The organism is Phycisphaerales bacterium, assembly GCA_040221175.1.
Classification (GTDB): Bacteria; Planctomycetota; Phycisphaerae; order Phycisphaerales; family UBA1924; genus JAHCJI01.
This window is the reverse complement of the sequence record JAVJVK010000015.1, coordinates 155,065-180,275: the sequence shown is the minus strand read 5'-3', so window position 1 is coordinate 180,275 and position 25,211 is coordinate 155,065. Positions and strand designations below refer to the sequence as shown.

22 protein-coding genes are annotated in these 25,211 nt (G+C 68.2%); 11 read left to right on the top strand and 11 right to left on the bottom strand.

The features are described from left to right. Positions 1 to 694 (top strand): GC-type dockerin domain-anchored protein (locus RIE32_12200; GenBank protein ID MEQ9097012.1); only part of this gene is annotated, 694 nt, incomplete at its 5' end. A gap of 84 nt (positions 695 to 778) precedes the next feature. Here RIE32_12200 and RIE32_12195 read toward each other — a convergent pair. From RIE32_12195 to pheS, 5 genes are all read right to left on the bottom strand, one after another. Beyond that, positions 779 to 1,408, bottom strand: coding sequence for a PH domain-containing protein (locus RIE32_12195; protein MEQ9097011.1), 630 nt, complete (start codon positions 1,406 to 1,408; stop codon positions 779 to 781). A 77-nt stretch (positions 1,409 to 1,485) separates the two neighbouring features. Beyond that, a complete protein-coding gene (locus tag RIE32_12190) occupies positions 1,486 to 2,634 on the bottom strand; it encodes an AI-2E family transporter (GenBank protein MEQ9097010.1) in 1,149 nt (382 codons plus the stop codon). 44 nt (positions 2,635 to 2,678) lie between these two features. After that, positions 2,679 to 3,623 (bottom strand): glycerophosphodiester phosphodiesterase family protein, encoded by a 945-nt coding sequence (locus RIE32_12185; GenBank protein MEQ9097009.1) that lies wholly within the window; start codon positions 3,621 to 3,623, stop codon positions 2,679 to 2,681. A 39-nt stretch (positions 3,624 to 3,662) separates the two neighbouring features. Beyond that, positions 3,663 to 4,907, bottom strand: coding sequence for a permease (locus RIE32_12180; GenBank protein MEQ9097008.1), 1,245 nt, complete (start codon positions 4,905 to 4,907; stop codon positions 3,663 to 3,665). Between the two features lie 51 nt (positions 4,908 to 4,958). Next, positions 4,959 to 6,029 (bottom strand): phenylalanine--tRNA ligase subunit alpha, encoded by a 1,071-nt coding sequence (gene pheS, locus RIE32_12175; protein ID MEQ9097007.1) that lies wholly within the window; start codon positions 6,027 to 6,029, stop codon positions 4,959 to 4,961. A 452-nt stretch (positions 6,030 to 6,481) separates the two neighbouring features. Between pheS and RIE32_12170 the strand changes: the two genes are divergently transcribed. Further along, entirely contained in the window at positions 6,482 to 7,801 is a 1,320-nt protein-coding gene (locus tag RIE32_12170; GenBank protein MEQ9097006.1) for an FG-GAP-like repeat-containing protein, read from the top strand. Positions 7,802 to 7,810: 9 nt separating this feature from the next. Here the strand turns inward: RIE32_12170 and RIE32_12165 are convergent, their stop codons facing one another. Continuing rightward, positions 7,811 to 8,563 (bottom strand): fumarylacetoacetate hydrolase family protein, encoded by a 753-nt coding sequence (locus RIE32_12165; GenBank protein MEQ9097005.1) that lies wholly within the window; start codon positions 8,561 to 8,563, stop codon positions 7,811 to 7,813. Positions 8,564 to 8,746: 183 nt separating this feature from the next. After that, positions 8,747 to 9,802, bottom strand: a complete 1,056-nt coding sequence (locus tag RIE32_12160; protein ID MEQ9097004.1) for a fasciclin domain-containing protein — start codon at positions 9,800 to 9,802, stop codon at positions 8,747 to 8,749. A gap of 416 nt (positions 9,803 to 10,218) precedes the next feature. Between RIE32_12160 and tig the strand changes: the two genes are divergently transcribed. The 6 genes from tig to RIE32_12130 all read left to right on the top strand — a co-directional run bounded on the left by tig (position 10,219) and on the right by RIE32_12130 (position 17,923). Continuing rightward, the gene (gene tig / locus RIE32_12155; protein ID MEQ9097003.1) at positions 10,219 to 11,598 is read left to right on the top strand and encodes a trigger factor; all 1,380 of its coding nucleotides are present in this window, start codon (positions 10,219 to 10,221) and stop codon (positions 11,596 to 11,598) included. A gap of 145 nt (positions 11,599 to 11,743) precedes the next feature. Continuing rightward, entirely contained in the window at positions 11,744 to 13,345 is a 1,602-nt protein-coding gene (gene guaB, locus RIE32_12150; protein ID MEQ9097002.1) for an IMP dehydrogenase, read from the top strand. Positions 13,346 to 13,501: 156 nt separating this feature from the next. Next, a complete protein-coding gene (locus tag RIE32_12145; protein MEQ9097001.1) occupies positions 13,502 to 15,745 on the top strand; it encodes a redoxin domain-containing protein in 2,244 nt (747 codons plus the stop codon). 21 nt (positions 15,746 to 15,766) lie between these two features. After that, the gene (locus tag RIE32_12140) at positions 15,767 to 16,309 is read left to right on the top strand and encodes a hypothetical protein (protein MEQ9097000.1); all 543 of its coding nucleotides are present in this window, start codon (positions 15,767 to 15,769) and stop codon (positions 16,307 to 16,309) included. A 68-nt stretch (positions 16,310 to 16,377) separates the two neighbouring features. After that, on the top strand, positions 16,378 to 17,181 hold the full coding sequence (locus RIE32_12135; GenBank protein ID MEQ9096999.1) for a Bax inhibitor-1/YccA family protein: 804 nt from the start codon (positions 16,378 to 16,380) through the stop codon (positions 17,179 to 17,181). 103 nt (positions 17,182 to 17,284) lie between these two features. Further along, entirely contained in the window at positions 17,285 to 17,923 is a 639-nt protein-coding gene (locus RIE32_12130; protein ID MEQ9096998.1) for a hypothetical protein, read from the top strand. Positions 17,924 to 17,925: 2 nt separating this feature from the next. Here the strand turns inward: RIE32_12130 and RIE32_12125 are convergent, their stop codons facing one another. The 3 genes from RIE32_12125 to RIE32_12115 all read right to left on the bottom strand — a co-directional run bounded on the left by RIE32_12125 (position 17,926) and on the right by RIE32_12115 (position 21,762). Then, positions 17,926 to 18,717: an HNH endonuclease gene (locus RIE32_12125; protein MEQ9096997.1), complete on the bottom strand. Its 792-nt coding sequence runs from the start codon at positions 18,715 to 18,717 to the stop codon at positions 17,926 to 17,928. Positions 18,718 to 18,942: 225 nt separating this feature from the next. Beyond that, on the bottom strand, positions 18,943 to 20,556 hold the full coding sequence (gene purH, locus RIE32_12120) for a bifunctional phosphoribosylaminoimidazolecarboxamide formyltransferase/IMP cyclohydrolase (protein MEQ9096996.1): 1,614 nt from the start codon (positions 20,554 to 20,556) through the stop codon (positions 18,943 to 18,945). A gap of 9 nt (positions 20,557 to 20,565) precedes the next feature. After that, positions 20,566 to 21,762 carry a PQQ-binding-like beta-propeller repeat protein gene (locus RIE32_12115; GenBank protein MEQ9096995.1) on the bottom strand — a complete coding sequence of 399 codons (1,197 nt, stop codon included), beginning with the start codon at positions 21,760 to 21,762 and terminating at the stop codon, positions 20,566 to 20,568. 216 nt (positions 21,763 to 21,978) lie between these two features. Here RIE32_12115 and RIE32_12110 point away from each other — a divergent pair, with 216 nt between their 5' ends. Genes RIE32_12110 through RIE32_12100 form a run of 3 tightly spaced genes read left to right on the top strand, consistent with a single transcriptional unit; the run spans position 21,979 to position 24,609 of the window. Next, positions 21,979 to 22,626: a riboflavin synthase gene (locus RIE32_12110; GenBank protein MEQ9096994.1), complete on the top strand. Its 648-nt coding sequence runs from the start codon at positions 21,979 to 21,981 to the stop codon at positions 22,624 to 22,626. Between the two features lie 2 nt (positions 22,627 to 22,628). Continuing rightward, positions 22,629 to 23,138 carry a crossover junction endodeoxyribonuclease RuvC gene (locus RIE32_12105; GenBank protein MEQ9096993.1) on the top strand — a complete coding sequence of 170 codons (510 nt, stop codon included), beginning with the start codon at positions 22,629 to 22,631 and terminating at the stop codon, positions 23,136 to 23,138. 7 nt (positions 23,139 to 23,145) lie between these two features. Further along, a complete protein-coding gene (locus RIE32_12100) occupies positions 23,146 to 24,609 on the top strand; it encodes a sigma-54 dependent transcriptional regulator (protein ID MEQ9096992.1) in 1,464 nt (487 codons plus the stop codon). On the opposite strand, the gene RIE32_12095 is transcribed toward RIE32_12100, so the two are convergent. Next, positions 24,606 to 25,211: an XRE family transcriptional regulator gene (locus RIE32_12095; protein ID MEQ9096991.1), complete on the bottom strand. Its 606-nt coding sequence runs from the start codon at positions 25,209 to 25,211 to the stop codon at positions 24,606 to 24,608. The genes RIE32_12100 and RIE32_12095 overlap by 4 nt on opposite strands.

The window sequence follows — 25,211 nt, the reverse complement described above, 5'->3', positions numbered from 1 at the left end:
GTCGGGCGGCAACACGCAGTTCGGCCTCGAGAACGGCGCGGACATCTCGACCAACGTCGTGCTGAACGCACCCATCGGCGGATTCCTCGACTGGGCGCAAATCCGACGCGTCGACGCGAGCGGCGACACGCCGACCATCCGTGGCGACATCTCCGGACGCGGCGAGATCATCAACAGCTATGACCTTGCCGGCCGCCTGTCGCCGGGCCTGCCCGACCGGTCGGTCGATCGCCTCGTCACCAATGGCGGGCAGATCAGGCTCGCGAGCACGACGGTGGTCGACATCGATGCGGCCGGTGCGAGCGACGGCGAATTCGACCGCATCTCCGGGAGCAGTTCCTTCGTCCTCGACGGCGCCCTCGACGTCGACTTCGTCGACGGCTACGTCCCCGAGCCGCGCGACCAGTTCGAGGTCATCACCGGGTCGGCCATTGATGGTTTCTTTAGCGACATCGACATCGAGCCGGTGGGCGCCATCGGCCCGGCCCACATCGTGTATACGGGAAACTCGGTGATCATCGTCATCTGCGCCGCCGACCGCGACGCAGATGGGGAACTGACGGTGTTCGACTTCCTCGCCTTCCAGAACCTCTTCGCCGCCGGCGACTTGCGAGCGGATCTGGATCAGGATGGTCAGCTCACGATCTTCGATTTCCTGGTCTTCCAGAACAGGTTCTCCGCCGGCTGCCCCTGATCGCGATCGTCTCTCCTCTTTCTTCCCCGAGCCCCGCCCGCACCGCGCGACCAGAGGGAGGCCGCGGACCGTGGGCGGGGCTTCTTACAGCTCCCGATACTTATCGATCGTCTCGCGCACCCCATGCGGGTCGCGAACGTCCTTCATGGTGATCTCGATGCCCGATTGGCCCGAGCTGGAGATCTCCATGATGCCCACGTTGAACACGCGGTCGACGAAGCTCTGCTTCACCGCGATGTTGCGGATGTTATCGTGCAGCACCTCGCTGGTGGCGCGGCTGAACAGCCCGTGGCTCTCGGTCGTCCGCTTGGTGGTGATGTCCAGGCAGGCGCTCATGGTCTTGAGGAACCACACCAGCATCGTGATGGCAGCCGCAACGAAGACCAGCAGGCAGACGATCAGCCAGAAGGTATCACCCGGCCACAGCGGCGCCTTTCGAAACGCCGCCCAGAGGGCGAGCACGCCCGCCGAGGTCATCAGTAGGACCAGGCCGATGAAGGAGAAGGGCCTTGCCCGGAACATCGCCGGCCGCAGCCGCAGCACCCGGACCTCGGGGCCGAACTCACTGGGCAGCCCGGCCGCGGCAGCGCGGTCGACGCGCTCGGATGTGTCCGCCGACGGCGCGTCGGGCTTGTCAACCCGGGACGTCCCAGCGCTGGGCGCTTGGGGCTTGGGTGCGTCGGTCTTCGAGTCGTCGGGCCTGTGTTCGTCCATCGCGATCCCCCTGCGGCCGGTGCATGGCGTGCCGGACGCAGTGTAGGGGCCGCACGGCGTCGGTCGGCCCTCCGTCGCTACCGCCCGAGGAACTCGCCGACCACCCGCAACGGCTCGATGTTGTCGCAGGTGATCTTGATGGCCGACATGATGGGCACGGCCAGGAAGATGCCCGGGATGCCCCACATCCAGCCCCAGACGATGAGCGACACGAAGATGACCACCGGGTTGAGCACCAGCCGCTTGCCCAGGATCATGGGAGTGAGGAAGCTGCCCTCGATGGTCGTCAGCGTGTAGTAGACCGCCGGCACGAGCAGGATGTAGCCCACGTTGTCGAAGTTGGCCGCCGCCACCACCGCCACCGCCAGCACGCCGATGATCGCCCCGCCAAAGGGAATGAAGTTCAGCAGGGCCGCGGCGATGCCCCACAGGAGCGGATTGGGTACGCCCAGCAGCCACATGGCGGTTCCGATCGCGACGCCCAGGCCAGCGTTGATGAGCGTGATGGTCAGGAAGTAGATGGCGATGTCGCTCTGGACCTGGTGCACGACCTCGACGGCCAGCTTCTTGTTGGCGAACTTGGGAATCACGCGCACGAGCTTGACCAGGAACAGGTCGTCGGCCGCCAGCAGGAAGTACAGCAGGCCCAGCGTCAGGAAGGCGTTGGCGCCGATGTACCACGTCTGCCCAAGCAGGAAGGGCGTGATGGTCGCCTCGCGGACGCGCACGTCAACGGCATCCTCGTCGCCGTTGTCGTTGGCCATGGCCTCGACCTGCTCGCTGGCCTCGCGCAACCCTTCGACGCGTTCTTTCAGCCCGCGGAACTTGCGCTCCATCTCGCGCATCTCTTGAGGCATGTCCTGCAGCCACGTCGTGGCTGGCGTGCTCAGGTAGTACGCGGCAAGGCCGAAGACGCCAACCAGCGTCGCCAGCACGATGGCGGCCCCAACGCCCGATGGAATGTGCAACTCGTATCGAAGCCAGCGCACGACGTGCCCGAGCATGACCGCCAGCAGGATCGCCAGGACCATGGGCACCAGGACCGGCTTGGCCGCGTAGATCACCGCGAGCAGGGCGAGCACGAACAGGCCCGTGAGCATGAACGAACGCACGTCCATCGGGCCGGCCAGCAGCTTGCCGAGCTTGGTGATGTCCGGGCTGGCCTGCGGCTGATCGCCGCCGGCGCCTTCGCCCTCATGCTTGCTCTCGATTTCTTCCTTGCTCACCGTGCCGGCGCTCCTGCGGGGTCGCTCGCAGGATAGGGAAGCCGTTACTGGCCCCGCGCGCCCGTGGCTCGATCCGCCGCGCGCCGACCAGCGCCCGGAAAGTCGGTAAACAGCCCCGCGACCCCGTATTCATGGAAGAAACGGGCCATCGCCGCTGGCTCGTCCTTGAACGTATAGGGATACAACATGAGCCCGAATTCACGCGACTTGGCCAGCAAAGGCAACCGCGTGCGCGTTTCGTCGTCCTCCAGCAGCGCGCGGTTCGGGCCCAGGCCATGGCAGAAAGCGGCCGCGCGCTCGAGCTCGTCCTCGCTCGGTTCCTCGCTCACCAGCCACACCAACCTGAGCAAGCAGCCCACATCATCGAGTCGCTCGAGCGCGTCGAGATCGAAGCACTGGATGATCGCCAGGTCGTCTTCAGCCGAGTAGCCATGGACGACGAGCGTGGTCCACACTTGCAACTCGACATGGTGACCATGCTGGCGATGGAACTCGGGCCGCTTGGGCTCGGGAATCACGCCCACGCGGGCGCGCCCGTCCTCGCCGCCGATGGCGTTCAGCCGCTCGACCAAACGCAGGAACTCCTCGAACGTCGGCACCGCCCCGCCGACGGCGCCGCCCGCGCCCGCGTACGTCACCCGCAGCGTGCGCACCTCGTCGAGCGTGAAGTCGATCCAGTACCACTTGCCATCCTCACGGGCGCGATCCGGGAATCGCTCGGCCACATCGGTCACCCGCTCCATGTTCACGTCGTGCGCGCAGATCGGCACGCCGTCCTTCGTAAGCACGACGTCGGGCTCGAGGTAGTCCGCCCCCATCGACCACGCGAGCGTGTACGCGGCCAGCGTGTGTTCGGGCAGATGGCCCGAGGCGCCGCGGTGGGCCAGGACGAGGGGCTTGTCGAGCAAGCGGTCCTCAGCACCGGGCGCAAGGCCGAGGCAAGACAGGGCGACGAACGCGATCAGGATGGTGGTGGCAAGAGAACGCATCGGCCAGCATAGAACGCCTGCGCACGCCGCTGGCCGTCTTCACGAAATCGTAAACCAGAGCACCGCCCCCACCGCCAGCCACACGAACGCGAGGATCGCCAGCACGCCCAGCACGCGCTGGATCACGCCCGGGCTGCCGTGGTCGTGGCCGCCGCCGTCCTCGTCCTTGCCCCGCCGGCCCAGCCAGAGCAGCACGCCGGTTACACCCACGAAGGCGATGTTCAGGAAGAGCGTGTAGTCGATCTTGAACCGCTCGCCGGGCTCGGTCTGCGTGGCCTTGGCGCTCTCGGGGCTGGGGAGCATGTCGAAGGCCGCCAGCCCCCAGTGCATCGCCAGGGCCGCCACCACCAGCGACGCCAGGAACACGCCCAGGATGTACGCGGCCATCTTCCACCCGAAGTAGCTCGCGCTGATCCGCAGCATCGGGAACACGACGAGGTCAGAGAAGATGAACGCCATCACGCCCGCGAAGCTGACGCCCGAGCCGAAGAGGATCGCCGCCAGCGGGATGTTGCCCATCGACCCGATGAAGGTAAAGAACGCCGCGACCGGCCCGATCAGCGTGTGCAATATCGTCTGCCACCACGTGGGCCCGCCCTCGCTGCCGCTGCCTACGAAGAGCGCCTCGAAGAACGCCGGCGGCACGAACGCGGCGATAACGCCCGCCACCGTGAAGCCCACCGCCACGTCCTTCCACACCATCAGCCACTCGGCCTGGTACTGCCGGCCGACCCTCGACCAGCCCTGGCGGCTGGTGATCATCGTCTTCCAATCGGGCGGGTCTTCCTCCTCGTCATCGGCCGACGACGCCTTCGCGTGCTCGCGCGCCGCCTCCACGAGCTTCTTTGGCGCCGTCCAGCGCACCAGCAGCCACATCGTGCCGATCAGGATGAGTCCACCGAGATACTCGCCCACCACGAACTGCCACGCCAAGAAGATAAAGATCAGGATGCCAAGCTCGATCACCAGGTTGGTCGAGGCCAGCAGAAAAGCCAGCGCCGGCGCCAGCCCCGCGCCCTTCTGGAAGAGCGCCCGCGTGGCGCTCAGCGCCGCGAAGCTGCACGAGCTGGAGACAAAGCCAAAGAACGTCGCCAGCGCCATCGAGCGCGGGCCGGCCGTGCCCATCGTCCGCCGCATGCGCTCGTGCGTCACGAACACCTGGATCATCGAGCTGATGCAGTAGCCCAGGCAAAACGCCCAAAGGGCCATCCAGAAGAAGCCCAGCGTCGTCATCGCGGCGTCGGCCCACGATTGGAAGAAGCCGGATTCGAGCAGGCCGTCCATTGGCCCAGTCTACAACCCGCCCACGGCCGCGCGCAGCGCGTGAGAGAACGTTTAGAACTGCTTCAAGAACCTGAGGTCGTTCTCGAACAACATCCGGATATCCGGAATCCCGTACTTGCCCATCGCCAGCCGCTCGATGCCGAAGCCCCAGGCGAAGCCGCTCCAGCGTTCCGGGTCGATGCCGCACGCCTGGAGCACGTTGGGGTCGACCATGCCGCAGCCGCCCAGCTCGATCCACCTGGGCTCGTCGCCGGGGCGCAGGGCAATCATCATGTCGAACTCGGCGCTGGGCTCGGTGAACGGGAAGAAGCTTGGCCGCAGGCGGATCTGGGCGCCGGTGCCGAAGTACGCCTCGGCGAACTGGAGCAGCGTCGTCTTGAGGTCCACCATCGACACGCCCTCGTCGATGTACAAACCTTCCAACTGGTGAAACATGAACGTGTGCGTCGCGTCGACCGTGTCGGGCCGGTACACGCGGCCGGGGCTGATGACCTTCAAGGGTGGCCCCCAGCCTTCCTTCACCGCGCGCTCCATCGTGCGGATCTGCACCGTCGAGGTCTGGCTGCGCAGCATGCGCGGCCGCTCGGTCTTCGATGGATCATCAACGTAGAAGTTGTCGATCGGGTCGCGGGCCGGGTGGTCGGCGGGGATGTTGAGCTTCACGAAATTATGCTCGTCGTCCTCCAGTTCGGGCCCGCTGGCCACCGCGAAGCCCAGCCGCGCGCACACCTCCACCAGTTCGGCCCGCACCCGCATCAGGATGTGCCGCCGCCCCTGGGCGCTGGCCGTGTGCAGGCCCGGCTCGGTGAGATCCACGATCGCACCACCGGCGCTCCCACCGCCCGAGAGTGCCGCCTTGCGGCCCTCGAACGCGTCCTCCAGCGCCGTCTTCACCGCGTTGGCCTTCTGGCCCGCGGCGGGCTTGTCCTCCTTTGGCACGTCCTTCATGCCCGCCATCGCCGCCTTGAGCCGGCCCTTGGAGCCCAGGAACGCCACCCGCCAGGCCTCGAGCGCCGCGGCGTCGCCCACGGCGTCGAGTTCGGCCAGGCCGTCGGCCTGGAGGGCGTCCATGGAGGCGAGGAAGTCGGTGCCGGCCTGGGGGCTGTCGGGTGTCTGGCTCATGGGTGGACAGGGTAGGGGCCCGCCCGCCGGCCGCCCCGGTGAACCCGCCAGGCCCGCCGGGCCCGATGCCACGCGCACGCGGCGAGCCTCATGGCGTGCCGTGAGCAATGGACGGCGTACCGAGAGCGACGGATGGCGTGCCAGGAGCGGCTGACGGCGTACCGAGAGCGACGGACGGTGTGCCGGGAGCAGCTGACGGCGTACCGAGAGCGACGGACGGCACGCCGTGAGCGGCTGACGGCGTGCCGAAAATGACTTTCTGCACGCCGGAAACTCTGCTAGGGGGCGCCAGGGCGGTTTCTCTATCGGACGGGGCCCCGCGGGCGTTCTCGGACGGCGGGCGCCATCATCACGATTCTGCCGCGCAACCGGCAATCTCCGTTGACACGCCTGCCGTTTTCCTGTATCTTGTTCTCGGGCCCGGTGAACGTCCGGGCCGTGGGGGTACATCCATGCATCGAAGCACCATCGTCGGGCGCGGCCGCAGGGCCGCGCTTTCTTTGTCCATTGGCATGTGGGCAACCTGCCAGTCGGCGGCCCTCGCCCAGACCTGCGATCCCACCGACCTCTTGGCACCCGAGGTGCGATACAACGCGGGCGATGCGCCCAACGCCGTGGCGATGGGCGACCTGGACGGCGACGGCGACGCCGACCTGGCCGTGGCCAACGACAGCGCCGGCGGCACCGCCAGCGTGTTGCTGGGCAGCGGCGACGGAACCTTCCAGCCCCGCCAGGACTTCGCCACCGGCTCCGGTCCCAGGTCCGTGGCGATGGGCGACCTCGACGGCGACGGCACGCCCGACGTGGCCGTGGCGAACTTCAACTCGAGCACCGTCAGCGTGCTGCTGGGCAACGGCGACGGCACCTTCCAGCCCCGCCAGGACTTCGCCACCGGCATGGAACCCAACTCCGTGGCGATGGGCGACCTCGACGGCGATGGCGCGCTCGACCTGGCCGTGGGAAACTTCAACGCCAGCACCGTCAGCGTGCTGCTGGGGAACGGCGACGGCACCTTCCAGCCCCGCCAGGACTACGCCACCGGCGGCCGTCCCCTCTCGGTGGCGATGGGCGACCTCGACGGCGACGGCGCCCTCGACCTCGCCGTCGCGAACTTCAACGCCGCCACCGTCAGCGTGCTGCTGAACAACGGCGACGGCACCTACGAGACCCGCCAGGACTACGCCACCGGCCGCTTTCCCAGAACCGTGGTGATCGGCGACCTCGACGGCGACGGCACGCCCGATCTCGCCGCCGCGAACGGCGGCTCCGACAGCGTCAGCGTCCTGCTTGGCAACGGCGACGGCACCTTCCAGGAACGCCAGGACTTCGCCGCCGGCAGCAATCCCAGGTCCGTGGCGATCGGCGACCTCGACGGCGACGGCACGCCCGATCTCGCCGTCGCGAACGGCGACTCGGACACCGTCAGCGTGCTGCCGGGCAACGGCGACGGCACCTTCCCCGCACGCTACGACTTCCCCACCGACAGCCGTCCCAACTCCGTGGTGATCGGCGACCTCGACGGCGACCAAACGCCCGATGTCGCCACCGCGAACGTGTTCTCCGACACCGTCAGCGTGCTGCTCAACCAGTGCGGCCCCGCCGCCTGCCGAGCCGACCTGGACGGCGACGGCGCGCTGACCATCTTCGATTTCCTCACGTTCCAGAACCTCTTCGACGCGATGGACCCCGCTGCCGACTTCGACGGCGATGGCGACCTCACGATCTTCGACTTCCTCGCGTTCCAGAACGCGTTCGACGCGGGCTGCCCCTAGCCGGCTGGCTCACGCGCCAACAACGGCGTTGCGCAGCACGCCCAGCCCCTCGATCTCCACCTCCACCACGTCGCCCGGGCGCAGGTACCTCGGCGGCGTGCGCGCGGCGCCCACGCCGCTGGGGGTGCCCGTCAGGATCACCGTGCCCGCCGGCAGCGTCGCGCCCTGGCTCAGGCGGCTGATGGTGTCGGCCACGACGTAGATCATGTCGCTCGTCGAGGCGTACTGCACGACCTGGCCGTTGAGCCGGGTGGTCAGCGTCAGGTTCGCCGGGTCGATGCCGCTGGCGGGCGTCACGCGCGGGCCCAGCGGGCAGAAGGTGTCGAAGCTCTTGCCGCGCACGAACTGGCCCCCGCCACCGTGCTTCTGCCACCAGCGGGCCGAGACGTCGTTGGCGCAGCAATACCCCAGCACGTGGTCGAGGGCCCCTTCCACGGACACGTCACGCGCCGGCGTGCCGATCACGACGGCCAGCTCGCCCTCGTAGTCCACCTGGTCGCCGCCCCCATCCAGCGTCGTCGCCTCGTCAACGCAGCAGGCGGGGATGGCGATCTCGTCCTCGTGCAGGATGACCGAGGCGGGGCTCTTGGCGAACACGGTCGGGTGGTCGGCGTCGCCAACGGCCTTCGTGGCGGCGGCGGCCGAGGCCATCTCCCTGGCGTGCTCGCCGTAGTTTCGGCCAATGCACAGGATCCAACGCAGGGGCAGCGGGCCCGACCCGGTCAGGACGGATGCGCCCAGTTCGTCGCGCAGCAGTTCCATGACGCAGAACGTAGGCCCGGCCGCGCACGGGCGCGAACGGGGCCGACCAACCTCTTTGGGGGTATCTCGGGCCGGCGCGCAAGACCGGCGCACCCGCCTGGGTGCGCCGGAACGACCCGCTGCCCGCCGGCGCTCCTTGGGTCGCCGGGCGTGGCAGCGTGGAGAGAGAGAACCGGAACGCGATCAGTTGGGCAGGATCACCGAGTCGATCACGTGGATCACGCCGTTGCTGGCCTCGATGTCGCTGTTGACCACGCCCGCACCGTCGATGGTCAGGCGGCCGTCGCTGATGCCCACGCGGACGGCGTCGCCCTGGAGCGTCTGGGCCCGCTGGGCGCCCACGGCGTCGCGCGCGTACACGCGGCCGGGCACGACGTGGTAGGTCAGGATCTGACGCAGCGTGTCGCGGTTCTCCGGACGCAGCAGTTCCTCGAGCGTGCCCTGGGGCAGCTTGTTGAACGCCGCATCGGTAGGCGCGAACACCGTCAGGGCGTCGTCGCCGGTCAGGGCGCCCGTCAGGCCCGCGGCCTCGACGGCCTTGGCGAGGATCGAGAAGCGGCCGTCGCCGGTGGCGATCTGAGCCAGGTTCTTGCTCTCGGGCATGATGACGCTGTCGATCACGTGGATCACGCCGTTGCTGGCCGCCACGTCGGTGGCGATGATGCGGGCGCCATCGACGAACGCGCCGCGGTTGTTCTGCGAGAAATCGATCCGCTGGCCGTTGAGCGTCGTCGCGTCGTTGCGGCTGAGGACCTTGTCGGCGGGCAGCTCGCCGCTGACCACGTGGTAGGTCAGGATGCTGACGAGCTTCTGCTTGTTCTCCGGCTTGAGCAGGTCGTTGATGGTGCCCTGGCCCAGCTTGGCGAAGGCCTCGTCGGTGGGCGCGAACACCGTCAGCGGACCGCTGCTGCTGAGCGCCTCGGCCAGGCCGGCGGCCTTGGCGGCGGCCAGCAGCGTCTCGAACTGGCCGGCCTCGGAGGCGACCTGCACGATGGTGCCGTCGGCGCCGTTGCCACGGTTGCCCATCTGGGCGTGGTCGTCCAGCGAGACCATGGTGACGGCGGTGGCCTCGCCGTCCTTGTCGCCCCAGCCGCAGGCAGCCTGCGTGCTCATGGTGCAGGCGCTCTGGCAGCCGTCCTTGTCCTTGTTCGTGGTGGTCGAGGTGCCGGTAAGGGCCATGGCGGCGGTGGCCAGGCCGGCCACGGCGGCAATGGTCAGGGCGGTGGTCTTGCGAGTCATGGTTCGTGTCCTCCTTCGGGGGAACGTGTTTCGGTGGCTCGGCCCGCTCTCGGGCGTTGCCGGATGAATCGTCAACGCCACGGATTGCCGATTCATCCCTGCCCGTCGCAGGCCTCACGGGCCCACGAATCGACGGTTTGCGTTCGCCAACGGCTCTAGCGCTGCGCCACGCGGGTTTTGACCAATCGACGCATCAGGAGGTTCCGCATCGCGGATCGTGGCGTCTCCCCCGGCACGCAGGGGCAAATCGGGCCCCCACTATTTTGCGATTTTCATGACAGGAGGTCGGCTCAGCGGGCCGTCGCATTCGCGCGGGCCTTCCCGGGGCAAGCTATACTCCCCTTCGCGCCCGGCTTCGGGGCGGGCGCGCACCCACCAATTCTGGCTCGCACGACAGGTCTCTCGGAGTTCGATCCATGGCCGACACCGCACAAGCGGACATCTTGAAGGACTACACCGTCACCGACAGCGGCCCCAGCCGCAAGCGCCTGGAGATCGAGGTCGCCGCCGACACCGTCGACGAGCGCCTGCGCACGTCGGTGGACACCATCCTGGAAGAGGCCGAGCTGCCCGGCTTCCGCCGCGGCCGCGTACCCAAGGCGCTGGTCGAGAAGCGCTTCGGCTCCAACATCAGGAACGAGGCCCGCAACCAGATCGTGGCCGAGGCCTACCAGCAGGCCATCGAGAAGAGCGGCCTGAAGGTCATCGGCGACCCCTTCGGCGCCCAGCTCAAGGACATCGAACTCGAGGCCGGCAAGCCGCTCAAGTTCGGCCTTGACGTCGAGGTCCAGCCCGAGTTCGACCTGCCCAAGCTCGAGGGCCTGGAGCTCAAGCGACCCCAGCTGGAGGTCAGCGACGAGCGCGTGGACGAAGAGCTCACCAAGATCTGCCTGAACGAGGGCACGCTGGAGAGCCACGACGCCAGCGAGAAGGGCGACTACCTGACCGGCAACGCCAGGATGGTCGATGCCGACGGCGCCGAGCACTACAACATCGAGGGCGCCGTCGTCCAGACGCCCCCCGACGGCGGCCAGGGCATGATCCTGGGCGTGGTCGTCGAAGACCTGGGCAAGCAGCTGGGCCTGCCCAAGGTGGGCGACACGGCCACCATCAAGACCAAGGGCCCCGAGCAGCACGAGGTCGAGGCCCTGCGCGGCAAGGACCTGACCATCACCTTCGAGGTCACCGCGATCGACAAGATCGTGCCCCTGGACCGGGCCGAACTGGTCAGCCGCTTCGGCCTGGAAAACGAGGACGAGCTCAAGAGCCGCCTGCGCGAGCGCCTGGACCAGCGGACGAAGATCCAGCAGACCACCGCCCTGCGTCAGCAGGTCGCCAAGCACCTGCTGGAGAACACCGACTTCGAGCTGCCCGAGCGCCTGACGGCCCAGCAGGCCGGCCGCGCCATGGAGCGCCGCCGCATGGAGCTCATGTACCGCGGCATGGACGAGGGCGAGATCGAGAACCACGTCGCCCAGCTGCGGGCCGCCTCGGCCGCCGAGGCCCGGCAGAACCTCAAGCTGTTCTTCATCCTCAACCGCGTGGCCGAGGAGATGGACGTGCAGGTCTCCGAGAACGAGGCCCGCCAGCGCGTGGCCGAGATGGCCTTCGAGCGCGGCGCCCGCCCCGAGCAGTTCTTCCAGGAACTGGTCCAGAGCGGCCGCATCCAGAGCATCTTCCTCCAGATCCGCGAGCACAAGACCCTCGACGCCATCATCGAGAAATCGACCGTCAAGGACGTCAAGCCCGAAGAACTCCAGGGCGACCTGGGCGAGGGCGTCGAAGCCACCGCCTGACCCGATCGAAGGCACGACTGAATCACACGCCGCGGGGCGGGCCGGAGCAACCTCCGATCCGCCCCGCGGCGTTCGTTCGCGGCCATCGAGCGGGCCGCGGGCCCCTTCGGCCTTGACCGCCCGCCCCGGCCGGCCAAGCATGAGCATGGCCACGCACACGATCACCTCCCCCGCCGCGAACGCCACCCCCTCCAACTCAACCGACGGCAAGCCCGTGCCAACGCCCGAAGCCAAGGTCGTACTCGACGGCATCACGTACGACGACGTGCTGCTGCTGCCGCGCGCCAGCGAGGTGTTGCCCGCCGGAGCCGATACGTCCAGCCAACTCACCCGGGGCATCCGCATCCGCGTGCCGATCGTGAGCGCCCCGATGGACACCGTGACCGAGGCGCCCCTTGCCATCGCCCTGGCGCTCGAGGGCGGCATCGGCGTGATCCACAAGAACCTGAGCATCGAGGAGCAGGCCCGCCAGGTCGTGCAGGTCAAGCGCAGCGCCAACGGCGTCATCACCGACCCCATCACGCTCGGCCCAAACGACACCGTCGGGCGCGCTCGCGAACTCATGGCCCAGTACAACGTCTCGGGCTTCCCGGTCACCGAGGACGGCAGCGACGACCTGCGCAGCAAGGGCAAGATCCTGGGCATCCTGACCCGGCGCGACCTCAAGTTCGTCGAGGACCTCTCGACCACCGTCTCCCAGGTCATGACCAGCGACCCGCTGGTGACCGCGCCCGCCGGCACCACGCTGAAGGAAGCCGAGGGCATCCTCAACCAGAACAAGGTCGAGAAGCTCATCCTCGTCGACGAGAACAACCACCTGGCCGGCCTGGTCACGATGCGCGACATCGAGCGGCTCAGCCGATACCCCGACGCCAGCACCGATTCGCTTGGCCGCCTGCTCTGCGGTGCCGCGGTGGGGGTGCTGCAGTTCGATCGCGTCGAAGCGCTCATCGAGGCGGGCGTAGACGTCATCGTCGTCGACACCGCCCACGGCCACAGCAAGAACGTGCTGGAGACCGTCAAGAAGATCAAGGCCGCCCACGACATCCAGGTCATCGCCGGAAACGTGGCCACCGCCGACGGCGCCCGCGACCTGGCGCTGGCGGGCGTCGACGCGGTGAAGGTCGGCATCGGTCCGGGCAGCATCTGCACCACCCGCGTGGTGACCGGCGTGGGCGTGCCGCAGATCTCGGCCATCTTCGAGGGGCTCCGCGGCGTGGCCCAGGCCGATCCCAAGAACCCCGTGCCCGTCATCGCCGACGGCGGCATCCGCATGTCGGGCGACATCGCCAAGGCCATCGCCGCAGGCGCCAGCACGGTCATGCTGGGCGGGCTGCTCGCGGGGCTCGACGAGAGCCCGGGCGAATTGGTCATCTCCGGCGGGCGGCGGTACAAGAGCTACCGCGGCATGGGTAGCGAGGGCGCCATGAACCGCGGCAGTGCCGACCGATATGGGCAGGCCGACAAGTACGACACCTCGGGCCGACCGAAGCAGAAGTTCGTGCCCGAGGGCGTGGAGGGGCTCGTGCCCTACCGCGGCCCCTTGGCCGAGTTCGTCTACCAGCTCGTCGGCGGCCTCCGCGCCGCCATGGGCTACACCGGCTGCCCGACGATCGAGGCGTTCAGGAGCGACGCCCGCTTCTGCCGGGTTACCGCCGCCAGCATGGTCGAGAGCCATCCACACGATATCCGAATCACCAAGGAAAGCCCGAACTACACGATCGAAGGGCGCAGCGAGGGGCACTGACGAGCCGCTTTGCGCCGTCCCGTTCAATCGGGCTTGCATCCTCCCTGGATTTCGACCATACTACCACGCGAGACACCGCCGATTCGGGGCGGGCTGATGGTCAAGGTCCGTCGATGTCCCGGCGGCGCTCGGCCGACCCAAGAAGGGGGATCCTCCATGCAGCGTTGCGACCTCGGCGTTCTTGCCTTGGCCCTGGGCCTGACGACCACGGCCGTGTCATTTGGACAGGCCCAGCCGGATGCAACAGCCATCCTCCGCTCGATGGCCGAGTACCACGGCTCGGTGCAGCAGGCCGAATTCGCCTGCACCATCGAGCTCCAGATGGTTGGCACCGGCGCCGAGTCCCGTTACTGGGTGTATTACGAGGGCACGGTCGCCAAGCCCGGCCGCCTGGTGCTGCGTCACGCGGGCGCGATGCCGACGGCCTCGCTCTATGCGGGCCCCGACCAGACGATCGTCCACGGCGTCGAACACAACAGCTACGTGACTGGCGAAGGCGTCGACGACGTGCTGGAGGCGTTCACGCAGCACGACGCGACGTGGATCGACTGGCAATGGCGCATGCTGGTGGGCCCGGGCCTGAAGACCGTCGTCGCGAACGATCCGATGGCGTTGCTCGAAGAAACGCTCGAGACCGCCGAGTTCATTGGTGTCGACGAGATCGACAAGCAACCGGCCAACCACGTACGCATCGAGGGCGGCGGCGTTGCGTTCGACATGTGGATCGCCGCCCAAGGCGAGCCGCGCCTGCTCAAGGCCCAGTACCCGCTGCCGCAGAGCTGGATCGATGCCGGCTGGCTGCCCGAGAGCAAGGGCTACTCGACCGTATTCACGAGTTGGGCCACGCCCGAGACGATCGCCGACGAGCGACTGGCCTTCACGCCCCCCGACGATGCGCGCGAAGCCAAGACCATCGCCGGCGCGTTCTTCGGGGCCGACTACGACGACATGGGCGACTTTGACATGGAGGGCTGGGAAGAACCCCAGACCGCCTCGCTCGTCGGCACGAAGGCGCCCGCCTTCGAGCTTGCCACCACCGGCGGCGGCACGATGTCGCTGGAAGACGCGCTGGCGAACAACAAGGTCGTCGTGCTCGACTTCTGGGCGACCTGGTGCCCGCCCTGCCGAGAGGGACTGCCGGTGCTCGACAAGGTCGCCACGAAGTATGCCGAGCAAGGCGTCATGATCTACGCGGTCAACGTGCAGGAGAGCGAGGAGGTTGCCGCGCGATTCATGGAGCAGCAGAAGCTCTCGCTTCCCGTCGCGCTGGACGCCGACGGCGCCGTCAGCGAGGCATACCAGGTAAGCGGCATTCCGCAGACTGTCGTCATCGACGCCGACGGCACCATCCGCGCCGTCCACGTGGGCTTCTCGCCTTCGCTGACAGAGGACATCTCGGCCGAGATCGAGGCTTCCATCGCCGGCGAGCCCGTGCCCGAGCCCAACGAGCGCCGCGGGGCCGAAGCACTCCCCGAGGCCGAGAACATGTCCCAGGCATGGGCGGTGCGCGGCACGTGGAACTCCGTCACCGTCGATCGCGGCGACCTGCTGGCCGCCGGCTTCTCCGGCGTTGCGCGCATGACGCCCGACGGCGAAATGAAGGATCGGATCACAAACCGTTCCCTGGGCTCCACGGTGCGGACCATGCGTCTGGCCGGGGGCGAACGCGGCTACGTCGTCTTCACCACCTGGGGCGAGCCGCCAACGCTGCTGGACGAAAGCGGCGCGGTGCAATGGTCGGTCCCCAGGGGCCAGGGGCCCAACGACGCGTGGCCGGCCGATCTGGACGGCGACGGCATCGACGAACTCATCGTCGGCTACAACGGCAACACGGGCATCCGGGCCTACGACGCCGCCGGCGAGCAGATCTGGAGCAACCAGAACTCGGGCAACATCTGGCACGTGACGGCGCTCGATCTCGATATGGACGGAACGGTCGAGGCCATCTCCACCTCCGCGGGCGGCACCGTGCACGTCTACGACGGCAGGACCGGCCGCCAGAGCCGGCTGCTGTGGTCGGGCGACTACGCCAACCTGGTTCGACCCGCGTTCCGAAATGGCGAGCCCATCGTGCTGCTGGGCACGGGCGGCTTCCAGGGCGAGGCGGTCATCATCGCCGTCGACGCCCGGGGCAAGGAGATCTGGCGTCGAGGCGTCGCGGGCGAGGGTCCGGCCGGCGACATCGTCGCCGCGGCGAGCCGGTCATGGGCGGCCGCGGTCTTCCACGGTGGGCTGGTGTGCGTGCTCGACCTCGAAGACGGCCGAATCATCGCGCACACCGAGGTGGGCGGCAATCGCCCGGGCATCGCTTGGCACGAGACCGAAGCCGGCCCCGTGCTTCTGGTCGCCAATGGTCAGGAGCTCAAGGCACTGGCCATCGACGAGCCCTCGACGAAGTAGGCAAACACACAGGAGCCTGGCATGACCCCGACCCACACCATCCTCGTCGCCGTGCTGGCCATCATCGCGACAGGCTGCATCCTGGGCCTTGGCGCGAGCCCCGCGCCGGGGCAGGCCGCACCGGCCAACGCCCCCGTCGAGGTCGCCCTGCCCGAAACCCACCACGGCGCGTGGGCGGGCCCCAATCGACTGTGGATGGTCGACCCCGATAAGCCCGATCGCGGCGACGGCACGCTGGACGTGGCGGCCAAGACCGTCCGCTATACCTGGACGCGTGGCGACACGCAGCACCAAGGCGTCATCCAACTGGCCGGCCAGCCAGCCGCGCTGCGCTGCGACTGGACCGATGACTTCCACGCCGCCAGCGGCATGACGCTGCACGGCTATCAACGCGAGGGCGTGGTGCACCTTTATGGAACCTACCCAGCCGGCGAGGGCCAGCCCGACTGGGGCTGGCAGATCGAGTTGGACGCCCGTGACCGCGAGGCCTTCGTCATCCGCATGTTCAACGTGGTGCCGGGCCACGGACCGATGCCGGCGGTGGTGCTGCACGGAACTCGATAGGCCTTCGGCGCACCCGACGGCTTACCATCTGCCAGACGCGTGACCAAAACCGCAGGGAGACACGATCGATGATCACCACCACCGGCAACCCCGCCATCAGCAGGGTCGAGCAATACGTCGGCCACGGCGACTGGGCCGAGCACGTCGCCGCGCCCAGGACCATGACCTACCAGGGGGCCATCACCAATACGGCCATCCTGCTGGGGCTGACGGTCGGCACCGCCACACTGCTGTGGTCATTCGCGGCTGATTTCTGGCTGGGCCTGCTGGCCGGTGGCGGCATCCTGGGGCTCATTCTGGCCCTGGTGATCGTGTTCAAGCCCCGCCTGTCGCCCTACCTCGCTCCGCTCTACGCCATCGCCGAGGGCGCGTTCCTCGCGGGCGTATCGTTCATGTGGGTGGGCTTTGCCAGCAACAAGCAGGCGGCCGCGGCCGATGGCGGCGGTGGCGCGATGGCCCAACTGGACACCACGCTCATCGCACAGGCCGCCGGGCTGACCTTCGCCATCGCGGCGGTCATGTTGGCTCTCTACGCCACGCGGATCATCCGAGCCACGCCGCTGGTCATGCGCATGATCGTCGTCGCCACCGGCGGCGTGCTGCTCTTCTTCGTAGCCCAGATCCTGCTCGGCTTCCTGGGCGTCAACCTCGTTCGTTGGGACGGCGGCCCCCTGAGCATCGCCATCAGCGGCGTGATCGTCGCAGTCGCCGCCTTCAACCTCATCATCGACTTCAAGATCGTCGAAGACGGCGTGGCCAACAAAGCCCCCAAGTGGATGGAGTGGTACGCCGGCTTCGCCCTGCTGGTCACCATCGTCTGGCTCTACATCAGCATCCTCCGCCTGCTGGCCATGCTCCGCGGCGGGGAGTGACTGTACCGGCCGCCCATCGGCCATCATCATGCCCGGCACGACGAAGAGCCCGGACCACGCCAAGGCCCCCCCGCGGCCCAGGTGGTTCGGGCATCCTGCTGTGTTGATCGTCTTGGTCTCTCTGCTCACTGCTGACATGCTGTCAATGCACCGCGGCTCGCTGCCTAAACAAATGGGCAGTTCCAACCGGTCTGGCCCGATCATGATGACCTTCGGTGAGATCCACAGCGTGGATGGCGAGTTGGAAGTCCGCTGGCGAGGTGAGTCTGGGTGGGGTGAGACGAGCACCCGTCTAGCCGAGGTAGGCACCACGCCCTGGTTTATGCGGCGGGGCGAAGGCGTGCTGCACGCCACGTCGGTGAGCGGCTTCTGCACACCGGCGCGGCCACTCGATGGGCTCGATGAGCGCGAGGTCGCGATCCTTATCCACAACTCGGCGCTGCAATCGCAGTCAGAAGCGGCACTTGGATTCCGCCAACTCGTGCCCGAGGCGATCACGATGCTGTCACAAGGCAAGCTTCAATACCGCGAAGCCAAGCCGATAGGGTACCTCCGAAACGCTATCTTCTTGTCGCTCTTCGCGATCTTGCTCTTCTGTGTCTCGAAAGGTCGATCCGACCTCTGGATGAAGCGCATCCTCAAAGCCATCGGCCCACCACAACACGATCCCGACGCCTGCCCAGAATGCGGCTACGACGCCACGGGGCTCACGCGCTGCCCAGAGTGCGGTAGGAAACTCTAAGACTACTTCGACTGCGGCAGGAACATCCGCCACGCCGCGAAGCGTGGGTCGCTGCGCACGCCCCGGGCCTTGCCGCCCGAACCGCCCTCGCCCCAGCCGTGCAGGATCGAGTCGGGCGTTGGCCGCTTTGGCGCACGCGCCAGGGGCATGCCCGCCTCGCTGGGCGTGCGGTCGCCCTTGGCGGCGTTGCAGCGGATGCACGCGGCCACCAGGTTCTCCCAGCTATCGCCGCCCCCGCGCGCCCGCGGCAGCACGTGGTCGACAGACAGGTCGCCCCCGCGGAAGTACCGCTTGCAGTACTGGCACTGGTGCCCATCGCGCTCGAAGATCGTCCGCCGGCTCAGCCGAACCTGCACGCGCGGCAGGCGGTCGTATCCGAGTAGCCGGATCACGCGCGGCACGGCGATCGACAGCCGCACCGTGCGCACCCAGTCGTGGGCGGCCGGCTCCATCTCGTGCTGCAGGGCCGAGACCTCGACCCATTGCGCAAAGTCGTAGTTGCTGAAGGTGGCTTCGGTCGGTTCTCCCTCGACATGGACGACCTCGGCCAGTTCCTTGCACAGCAGCGTAAAGGCCCGCCTCGCGGTGATGATCCGCAACGCGGCGTAGTGCTTGTTCAGCAGCAGCACCGGCACGTCCAGCGAGCACGCCCGGATGGCCCGGATCTCGGTCGAATGCGGGTGGGGGTGCGGGTGGCGGGCGTGCGACTTGCTCGATCTGGAGCGAGAGCCGCCCCCCCGGGACGCGTGTGCCGCGTCGCCGTTCGGCTTCGGATTGGGTCTGGAAGGACGCATCCTCGACGAAACCACCTTGCGAACGAATTGTCGGCAAGACGGGCCGGCTTGTCCACAACGGTGGCAAAGCTTTTACAGGAGCCGAACAAGGGAAAGCCCCGCCGGTCATTCGCTCTGCGGCCGCGATTGCCTCGTCCGCGAGCCCGACCTCGACGGCGACTGCGATCTGACCATCTTCGACTTCCTGGCGTTCCAGGACGCGTTCGACGCCGGCTTCCCTTGACGCTAGTGCCGGAAGTGGCGCACACCGGTCATCAGCAGCGTGACGCCCTCGCGCTCGCACAACTCGATCGTCTCGCCGTCGCGCTTCGAGCCGCCGGGCTGGACGATGGTCTTCACGCCCGCGTCGATGAGCATCGCCGGCCCGTCGCTGAAGGGGAAGAAGCCGTCGCTCGCCGCGATGCCGCCGCCCTCGCACGATCGCACGCGGTCGCCGGCCTTCTCGACCGCCAGGCGGCAACTGGTCACCCGGTCCATCTGCCCCGCGCCCGCGCCAAAGAGCGCCGCGCCGTTTCCGCTCCTGCCCCCCACCGCCACGGCGTTGCTCGTCAGCGCCCGGCTGATGCAAACCAGCGCGGCACACGCCGACATGGTCTCGTCGCTGGGCTTAGGCCCCGCCGCGAGCGTCCACGACGCCGGGTCGGGCCGCAGCGCGTCGATCTCCTGGGCCAGTGCTCCGCCGGGCAGCGTCCGCACCATCACGCCCGCCCGATCGCTGGCGCCGGCATCGCCGACGGCCAGCAGGCGCGTGGTCTTCCACCGCGTCCGCAGCCGCTCGAGCGCATCGTCCTCGAACGCGGGCGCGACGATGACCTCCAGGAACAGGTCCTTCTCGCTCAGCCGCTCGGCCGCTTGGAGATCGATCGCCTGCGAACAGGCCACGATGCCCCCAAACGCCGCCACCGGATCGCCCAGCAGCGCCAGGTCCACCGCCGTGCGCGCATCGGCGGCGCTGGCGGCCCCGCACGGGTTGGCGTGCTTCATGACCGTCGCGCCGACATTTACCGTGGTGCGCGCGAGATCGATCGCCAGCTCCAGCGCCGCGCTCGCGTCGGCCAGGTTGTTATAACTGAGCGCCTTGCCGTGCAGCGGCTCCACTCCCACCACCGTCGGCCCCCGGAAGCTCGCATCGCGATACACCGCGGCGGCCTGGTGCGGGTTCTCGCCGTAGCGCAGTTCACCCGCCCGATCCATCCTGAGCGAGAGCGTCGCGGGCATGGCGCCCGGCGCATCCCGGCCGGCCAGGTAGGCGGCGATTCGGGCGTCGTATTCGCTCGTGCGAGCAAAGGCCGCCGCGGCCAGCGTTGCGCGCAGCGCGTGCGTCGTGCCCCCGTGGGCTTCCAGGTCGGCAGCCACCGAGGCGTACTGCGCCGGGCTGGTCACGATGGCCACCCGATCGTGGTTCTTGGCGGCCGAGCGCACCATCGCCGGTCCGCCGATGTCGATCTGCTCGACCGCCTCGGCCAGCGTGACGCCCTCACGGGCGATGGTCTTCTCGAAGGGGTACAGGTCGATGCAGACCAGGTCGATCGGCTCGATCCCGTGCTCGCCCATGGCCTTGGCGTGCTCGGGTAGTTCCTCGACGCCCAGGATGCCGCCGTGCACGCCGGGGTGCAGGGTCTTCACGCGCCCATCGAGCATCTCGGGAAAGCCGGTGAGGTCGCTGACGTCGCGCACGTCGAGCCCCGCCTCCCGGAGCGTGCGGGCGGTGCCGCCCGTGGAAACCAGCTCGACGCCGAATCGACTCAGGACGCGCGCAAAGTCCGCGACGCCCGCCTTGTCGCTCACCGAGATGAGCGCCCGCCGCACCGTCCGGACCGTGCCTTCGATGGTCGCCACGGCCACCGCTTACGCGTCGGGGTTGAAGCGAGCGACCAGGCCGCGCTCGGTGATGAGGTAGATAGGGGCGTCCTCGAGCGTGGCCGTCTCCACACGGCTCACCCCGCCCACCGGCACGCTGCCGAAGACGTCGCCCGTGGCGCCATCGATCTGGGTCAGCTCCTGGTTCTCGGCATCGAAGACGACCAGCAACTTGTCGCGGACCGACACGAGTTGTCCACCCACGTCCTTGAGCGACCAGCGGACCTCGCCGGTGCCCAGGCTCACGGCGCTGAAGCCCACTTCGGGCAGATCGATGAACACGTGGTCGCCGTAGACCACCGGGCGGCTGGTGATCGGCCCCTGCGTGGGTACGCGCCACAGGTTGCGGCTACTGGCGGGCGTGAACGCCCACAGCGATTGATCCTCGCTGGGCACCAGGAGCATGCCGGGCGCCGCGGCGGGCATGGCGCCGGGTCCGTCGAACAGCGCGTTGAAACGCTGGCCGCCGCCCGCACGCATCATCGCCGTGCCGCGCGCAGGGTCGATGAACAGCACGTCGCCCTCGGTGCTCACGAAGGCCGCGATGCCATCGACCATGACCGCGTCCATCTCGACCGGATGGTCGAGCTGGTTGCCCCACAGCTTGATCTGCTGCGTGGGCACATAGCTGAACACCTGGCCGTCCGCGCAACCGAAGAGCAGCTGGCCTTCATGGCGCGTTGGGCCCGTAGTGACCACGAGCGGCAGTCGCTGGCGGGCCCGCAGCTCTCCGCTCAATGCGTCGAGGACATAGAGCTCCGACGACGAATTCACGTAGATCAGGTTGCCCTGCCGCTCGATGCCCAGGAAGGGCGTGACCGGGCTCTCCAGCTGCGTGCTCCACCGAGAGGCGCCGTCCTGGGCGTCGATGCAACTGAGCGTCGAACCCCCTTCCAGCACCAGCACGATATCGTCGTACGCCCGCACACGCTCGACCGATTGGTTGCGGGTCACGATGGGGTATGCCCGCCAGCCTCGGCTGTAACCAATCGACCGCAACGAGCCGCTGTCGTAGCTGGCCGATGCTTCCTGCTGGGTGGTCGAGATCGGCGGACCGATTTCCGACGAGCTGGCGCATCCACCGAGGACCAGCGAGACCAGGGCCAGCCCGGCCGCCGAACGGCCCAGCAACCGGCGGGCTCGGCGATCGGGACGGGGGCCACGTGTATCAATGGAAGTACGCATCCGTGGAAGGCTCCGAGGCTGGGTTGTGGCCCGTACGGTTGCTGGAAGGCGGCACCGGGCCCGTGCGCCCCCTGATGTCTGCCGCACAGTATCCGGCCCCCGCGGCAGGGGGTCAAGGGCTCGCATGGCCCCTTCGGCCTCCAGCGGCGAACACCCCGGTGTTCGCGTCGGATGCCCGAGTGGATTCCAGAGCCTCACGAAAGGCCCCGGCACCCCATGTACACCGGTCTCATCCACAGCGTTGGCACGATCCTGGAGGCCACCGACACCGATGCCGGGATTCGGCTGGTCGTCTCCGCGCCGACCGACCTGCTGACCGAGCCCGGCCCGACACCCGGCGAGTCGATCAACATCGACGGCTGCTGCCTCAGTCTGGTGGAATCTCGCTCGGCGGGCGATCACCTCTTGCTCGCTTTCGACGCCACCCCCCAGACGCTGGCCAACACCACGCTGGGTGATCTGCGGGCCGGCGCCCGCGTCCATTTGGAGCGATCCTGCACGCCGACGACCCTGCTGGGTGGGCACCTCGTCCAGGGCCACGTCGACGCCGTCGCCTCCGTGCTGGCGGTGTCCGAGCGACCCCAATGGCGTATCCGGATCCAGCCCCCCTCCCACCTAATGCCCTACGTCACGCCTCGCGGCTCGATCTGCGTCGCCGGCGTCTCGCTAACCATCGCCGAGCTCTCGGTCGACCAGGGCTGGTTCGAGGTCGCCCTCATCCCCGATACCCTCGCTCGCACCAAGCTGGGAGCCCTGGGTTCCGGGGACGGGGTCAACCTTGAGTGCGACTGCATGGTCAAGGCCCTGATCCACTGGCAGCAGCACTACGCTGGCGACGACGCACGCAAAACGCCGAAAGCCTGATCATGCGTGTTCTTGGCCTCGATCCTGGCCTGCGCCTCACCGGCTATGCGTGCGTTGTCCTCAAGGACGGCCGCGATGCGCTGGACGAAGCGGGCGTGCTGCGACTCAAGCGGGGCGATAGCTCGCCCGACGGATTGGCGGCCCGGCTAGTGGAACTCGAGGCCGACCTGCGAGACCTGATCGAGCGGCTACAGCCCGACGCGGCGTGCGTCGAGGCCGTGTTCGCCCACAAGGCCTTCCCCGCCACCGCCATCAGCATGGGCCACGCCCGCGGCGTCATCCTCCTGACCGCCAAGCGTGCCGGGCTTCCGATCCTGGAACTGGCCCCGTCGGTGGTGAAGCGATCCATGACCGGCTTCGGGCGGGCCACCAAGGACCAGATGCGTCTGGCGGTCCAGGCCCGCTACAACTTGCCCGAGCCCCCCACGCCCGCAGACGTCGCCGATGCCATCGCCATCGCCGCCGGAGGGCTCCTGCGCCACAACCAGGCCGCCCCCACCCCACTATCCTGACCGACCTATGGCCATCGCCGAGAGCAACCCCAGCACGACCACTCCCGCCGCCCAGGTCCTGATCGTCGAAGACGAGCCGGACCACGCCGACACCATGGCCGAAGCCCTGCGCAAGCCCGGCCACGTCTGCACCATCGTCGGCTCCGTCGCCGAGGCCATGGACGAGCTCAGAGGAGGCGCTTTTGACGTGGTCGTCACCGACCTGCGGATGCCGAGTTCCGCCGGGCAGACCGCCCAGGACGGGGACACCGTCAATCCAGACGGCGCCAACGCCGGCCTGCTCGTGCTCCGCGCCGCACGGGCGTTGCAGCCCGACGCCGAGACCGTCATGGTCACCGCTCACGGCGATGTCTCGACGGCCCGCAGCGCGTTCAAGGAGGGTGCGTACGACTTCATCGAAAAGCCCCTGGACCTGGCCGTCTTCCGCAGCCTCATCAACCGTGCCGCCGAGGCCGTGCTGCTGCGTCAGGAATCCGGCTCGCTGGGAGACCTCGTCCAGCACGACGGATTCGAGGGCCTCATCGCCGGCAGCGAACCGATGCGGAAGATCATCAAGACCGTCCGCACGGTCGCCCCGTCCAACATCGCCGTGCTCATCACCGGCGAGAGCGGCACGGGCAAAGAGCTCATCGCCAGCGCCGTCCACAAGAACTCCCCACGCGCAAGCAAGAAGTACGTCGCCTTCAACTGCGCAGGCCAGAGCGAGAGCCTCCTCGAAGACCAACTCTTTGGCCACGTTCGAGGCGCCTTCACCGGCGCCGAAAAAGACCGCGAGGGCGTCTTCGAATACGCCAACAACGGCACGCTCTTCCTCGACGAGATCGGCGACATGCCCCTGAGCATGCAGGCCAAGCTCCTCCGCGTCCTCGAGACCGGCGAGGTCGTCCGCCTGGGCAGCAACGACCCACGCAAGACCGACGTCCGCTTCGTCAGCGCCACCAACAAAGATCTCCGCAAGATGATCGCCGAAGGCGCCTTCCGTGAAGACCTCTACTTCCGGATCAATGGCGCCCACGTCCACGTCCCGCCCCTGCGCGAGCGTCGCGAGGACATCCCCCGCATCGCCCAGCACGCCGCGGCTCGATTCGCCGACCAGATGGGGCAGCCCACCCCGGAAATCACCGACGCCGCCCTCATGCGCCTGACCGCCTACGACTGGCCCGGCAACGTCCGCCAGCTCCTCAACGTCATCCAGAACATGGTCGTCACCGCCATCGGCGAGGCGACCGAGGATGCGCCGGCCCGGCTGGAGGTTCGCCACATCCCCCCCGAAGTGCGCGCCGGCGAAGACGAAGGCGAAGCCGGCGCCGCCTCAGGCACCCTCGCCGGCACCAGCCTCGAACAGATCGAGAAGCGAGCCATCCGCGAGACTCTCCGCCTCACCGGCGGCAACCGCGAACAGGCCGCCAAGCTCCTGGGCATCGGCGAACGCACCCTGTATCGCAAGTTGCGCGAATACGGGCTGCGCTAGGCCTTCGGGTTCGCCTTGGTCTCTGTCTTGCCCACCTGCTGGCGCGGAATGTGCGTCACGTACAGGATCTTCGCCGGCTTCTTGCCCAGGTTGATCGTCGAGTGCTCAAGGTCGGCCCTGTACGTCGCCGCATCGCCCGTGCTCAGTTCGATCGGCTGATCGCCCACCACCAGGCGAACCTTGCCATCGAGCACGTAGGCCGTCTCGAGGCTTCCCGGCGGGTGGGGCGGAAAGCCCTCGCAATCGCTGCCCACTGGGTAGGTGTAGTGCAGTACTTCCACGCCGTGCTTTACCAGCGTGCGGCTCAGGATCCGCCGCTCCATCTGGTTCTCGGGGTCGACAAGCACCCGCTGGTCCTTCGCCCGGTCGACCGTAAACACGGGCTTGTCATCCAGATCCAGCAGGTCCGAAATGCCACAGCCCAGCCCCAGGGCGATCTGGCCCAGCAGCCGGATCGTGGGGTTCTTCCGGTCGGCCTCCACGTCGCAGAGCATGGCCTTGCTCACCCCGCTGCGGCGGGCAAGTTCGGCCTGGGTCAGGCCCATCTGCTCACGTTTGGCCCGGACGGACCCGCCGATGTCCGACGTGGCGGGCTCGGGCAT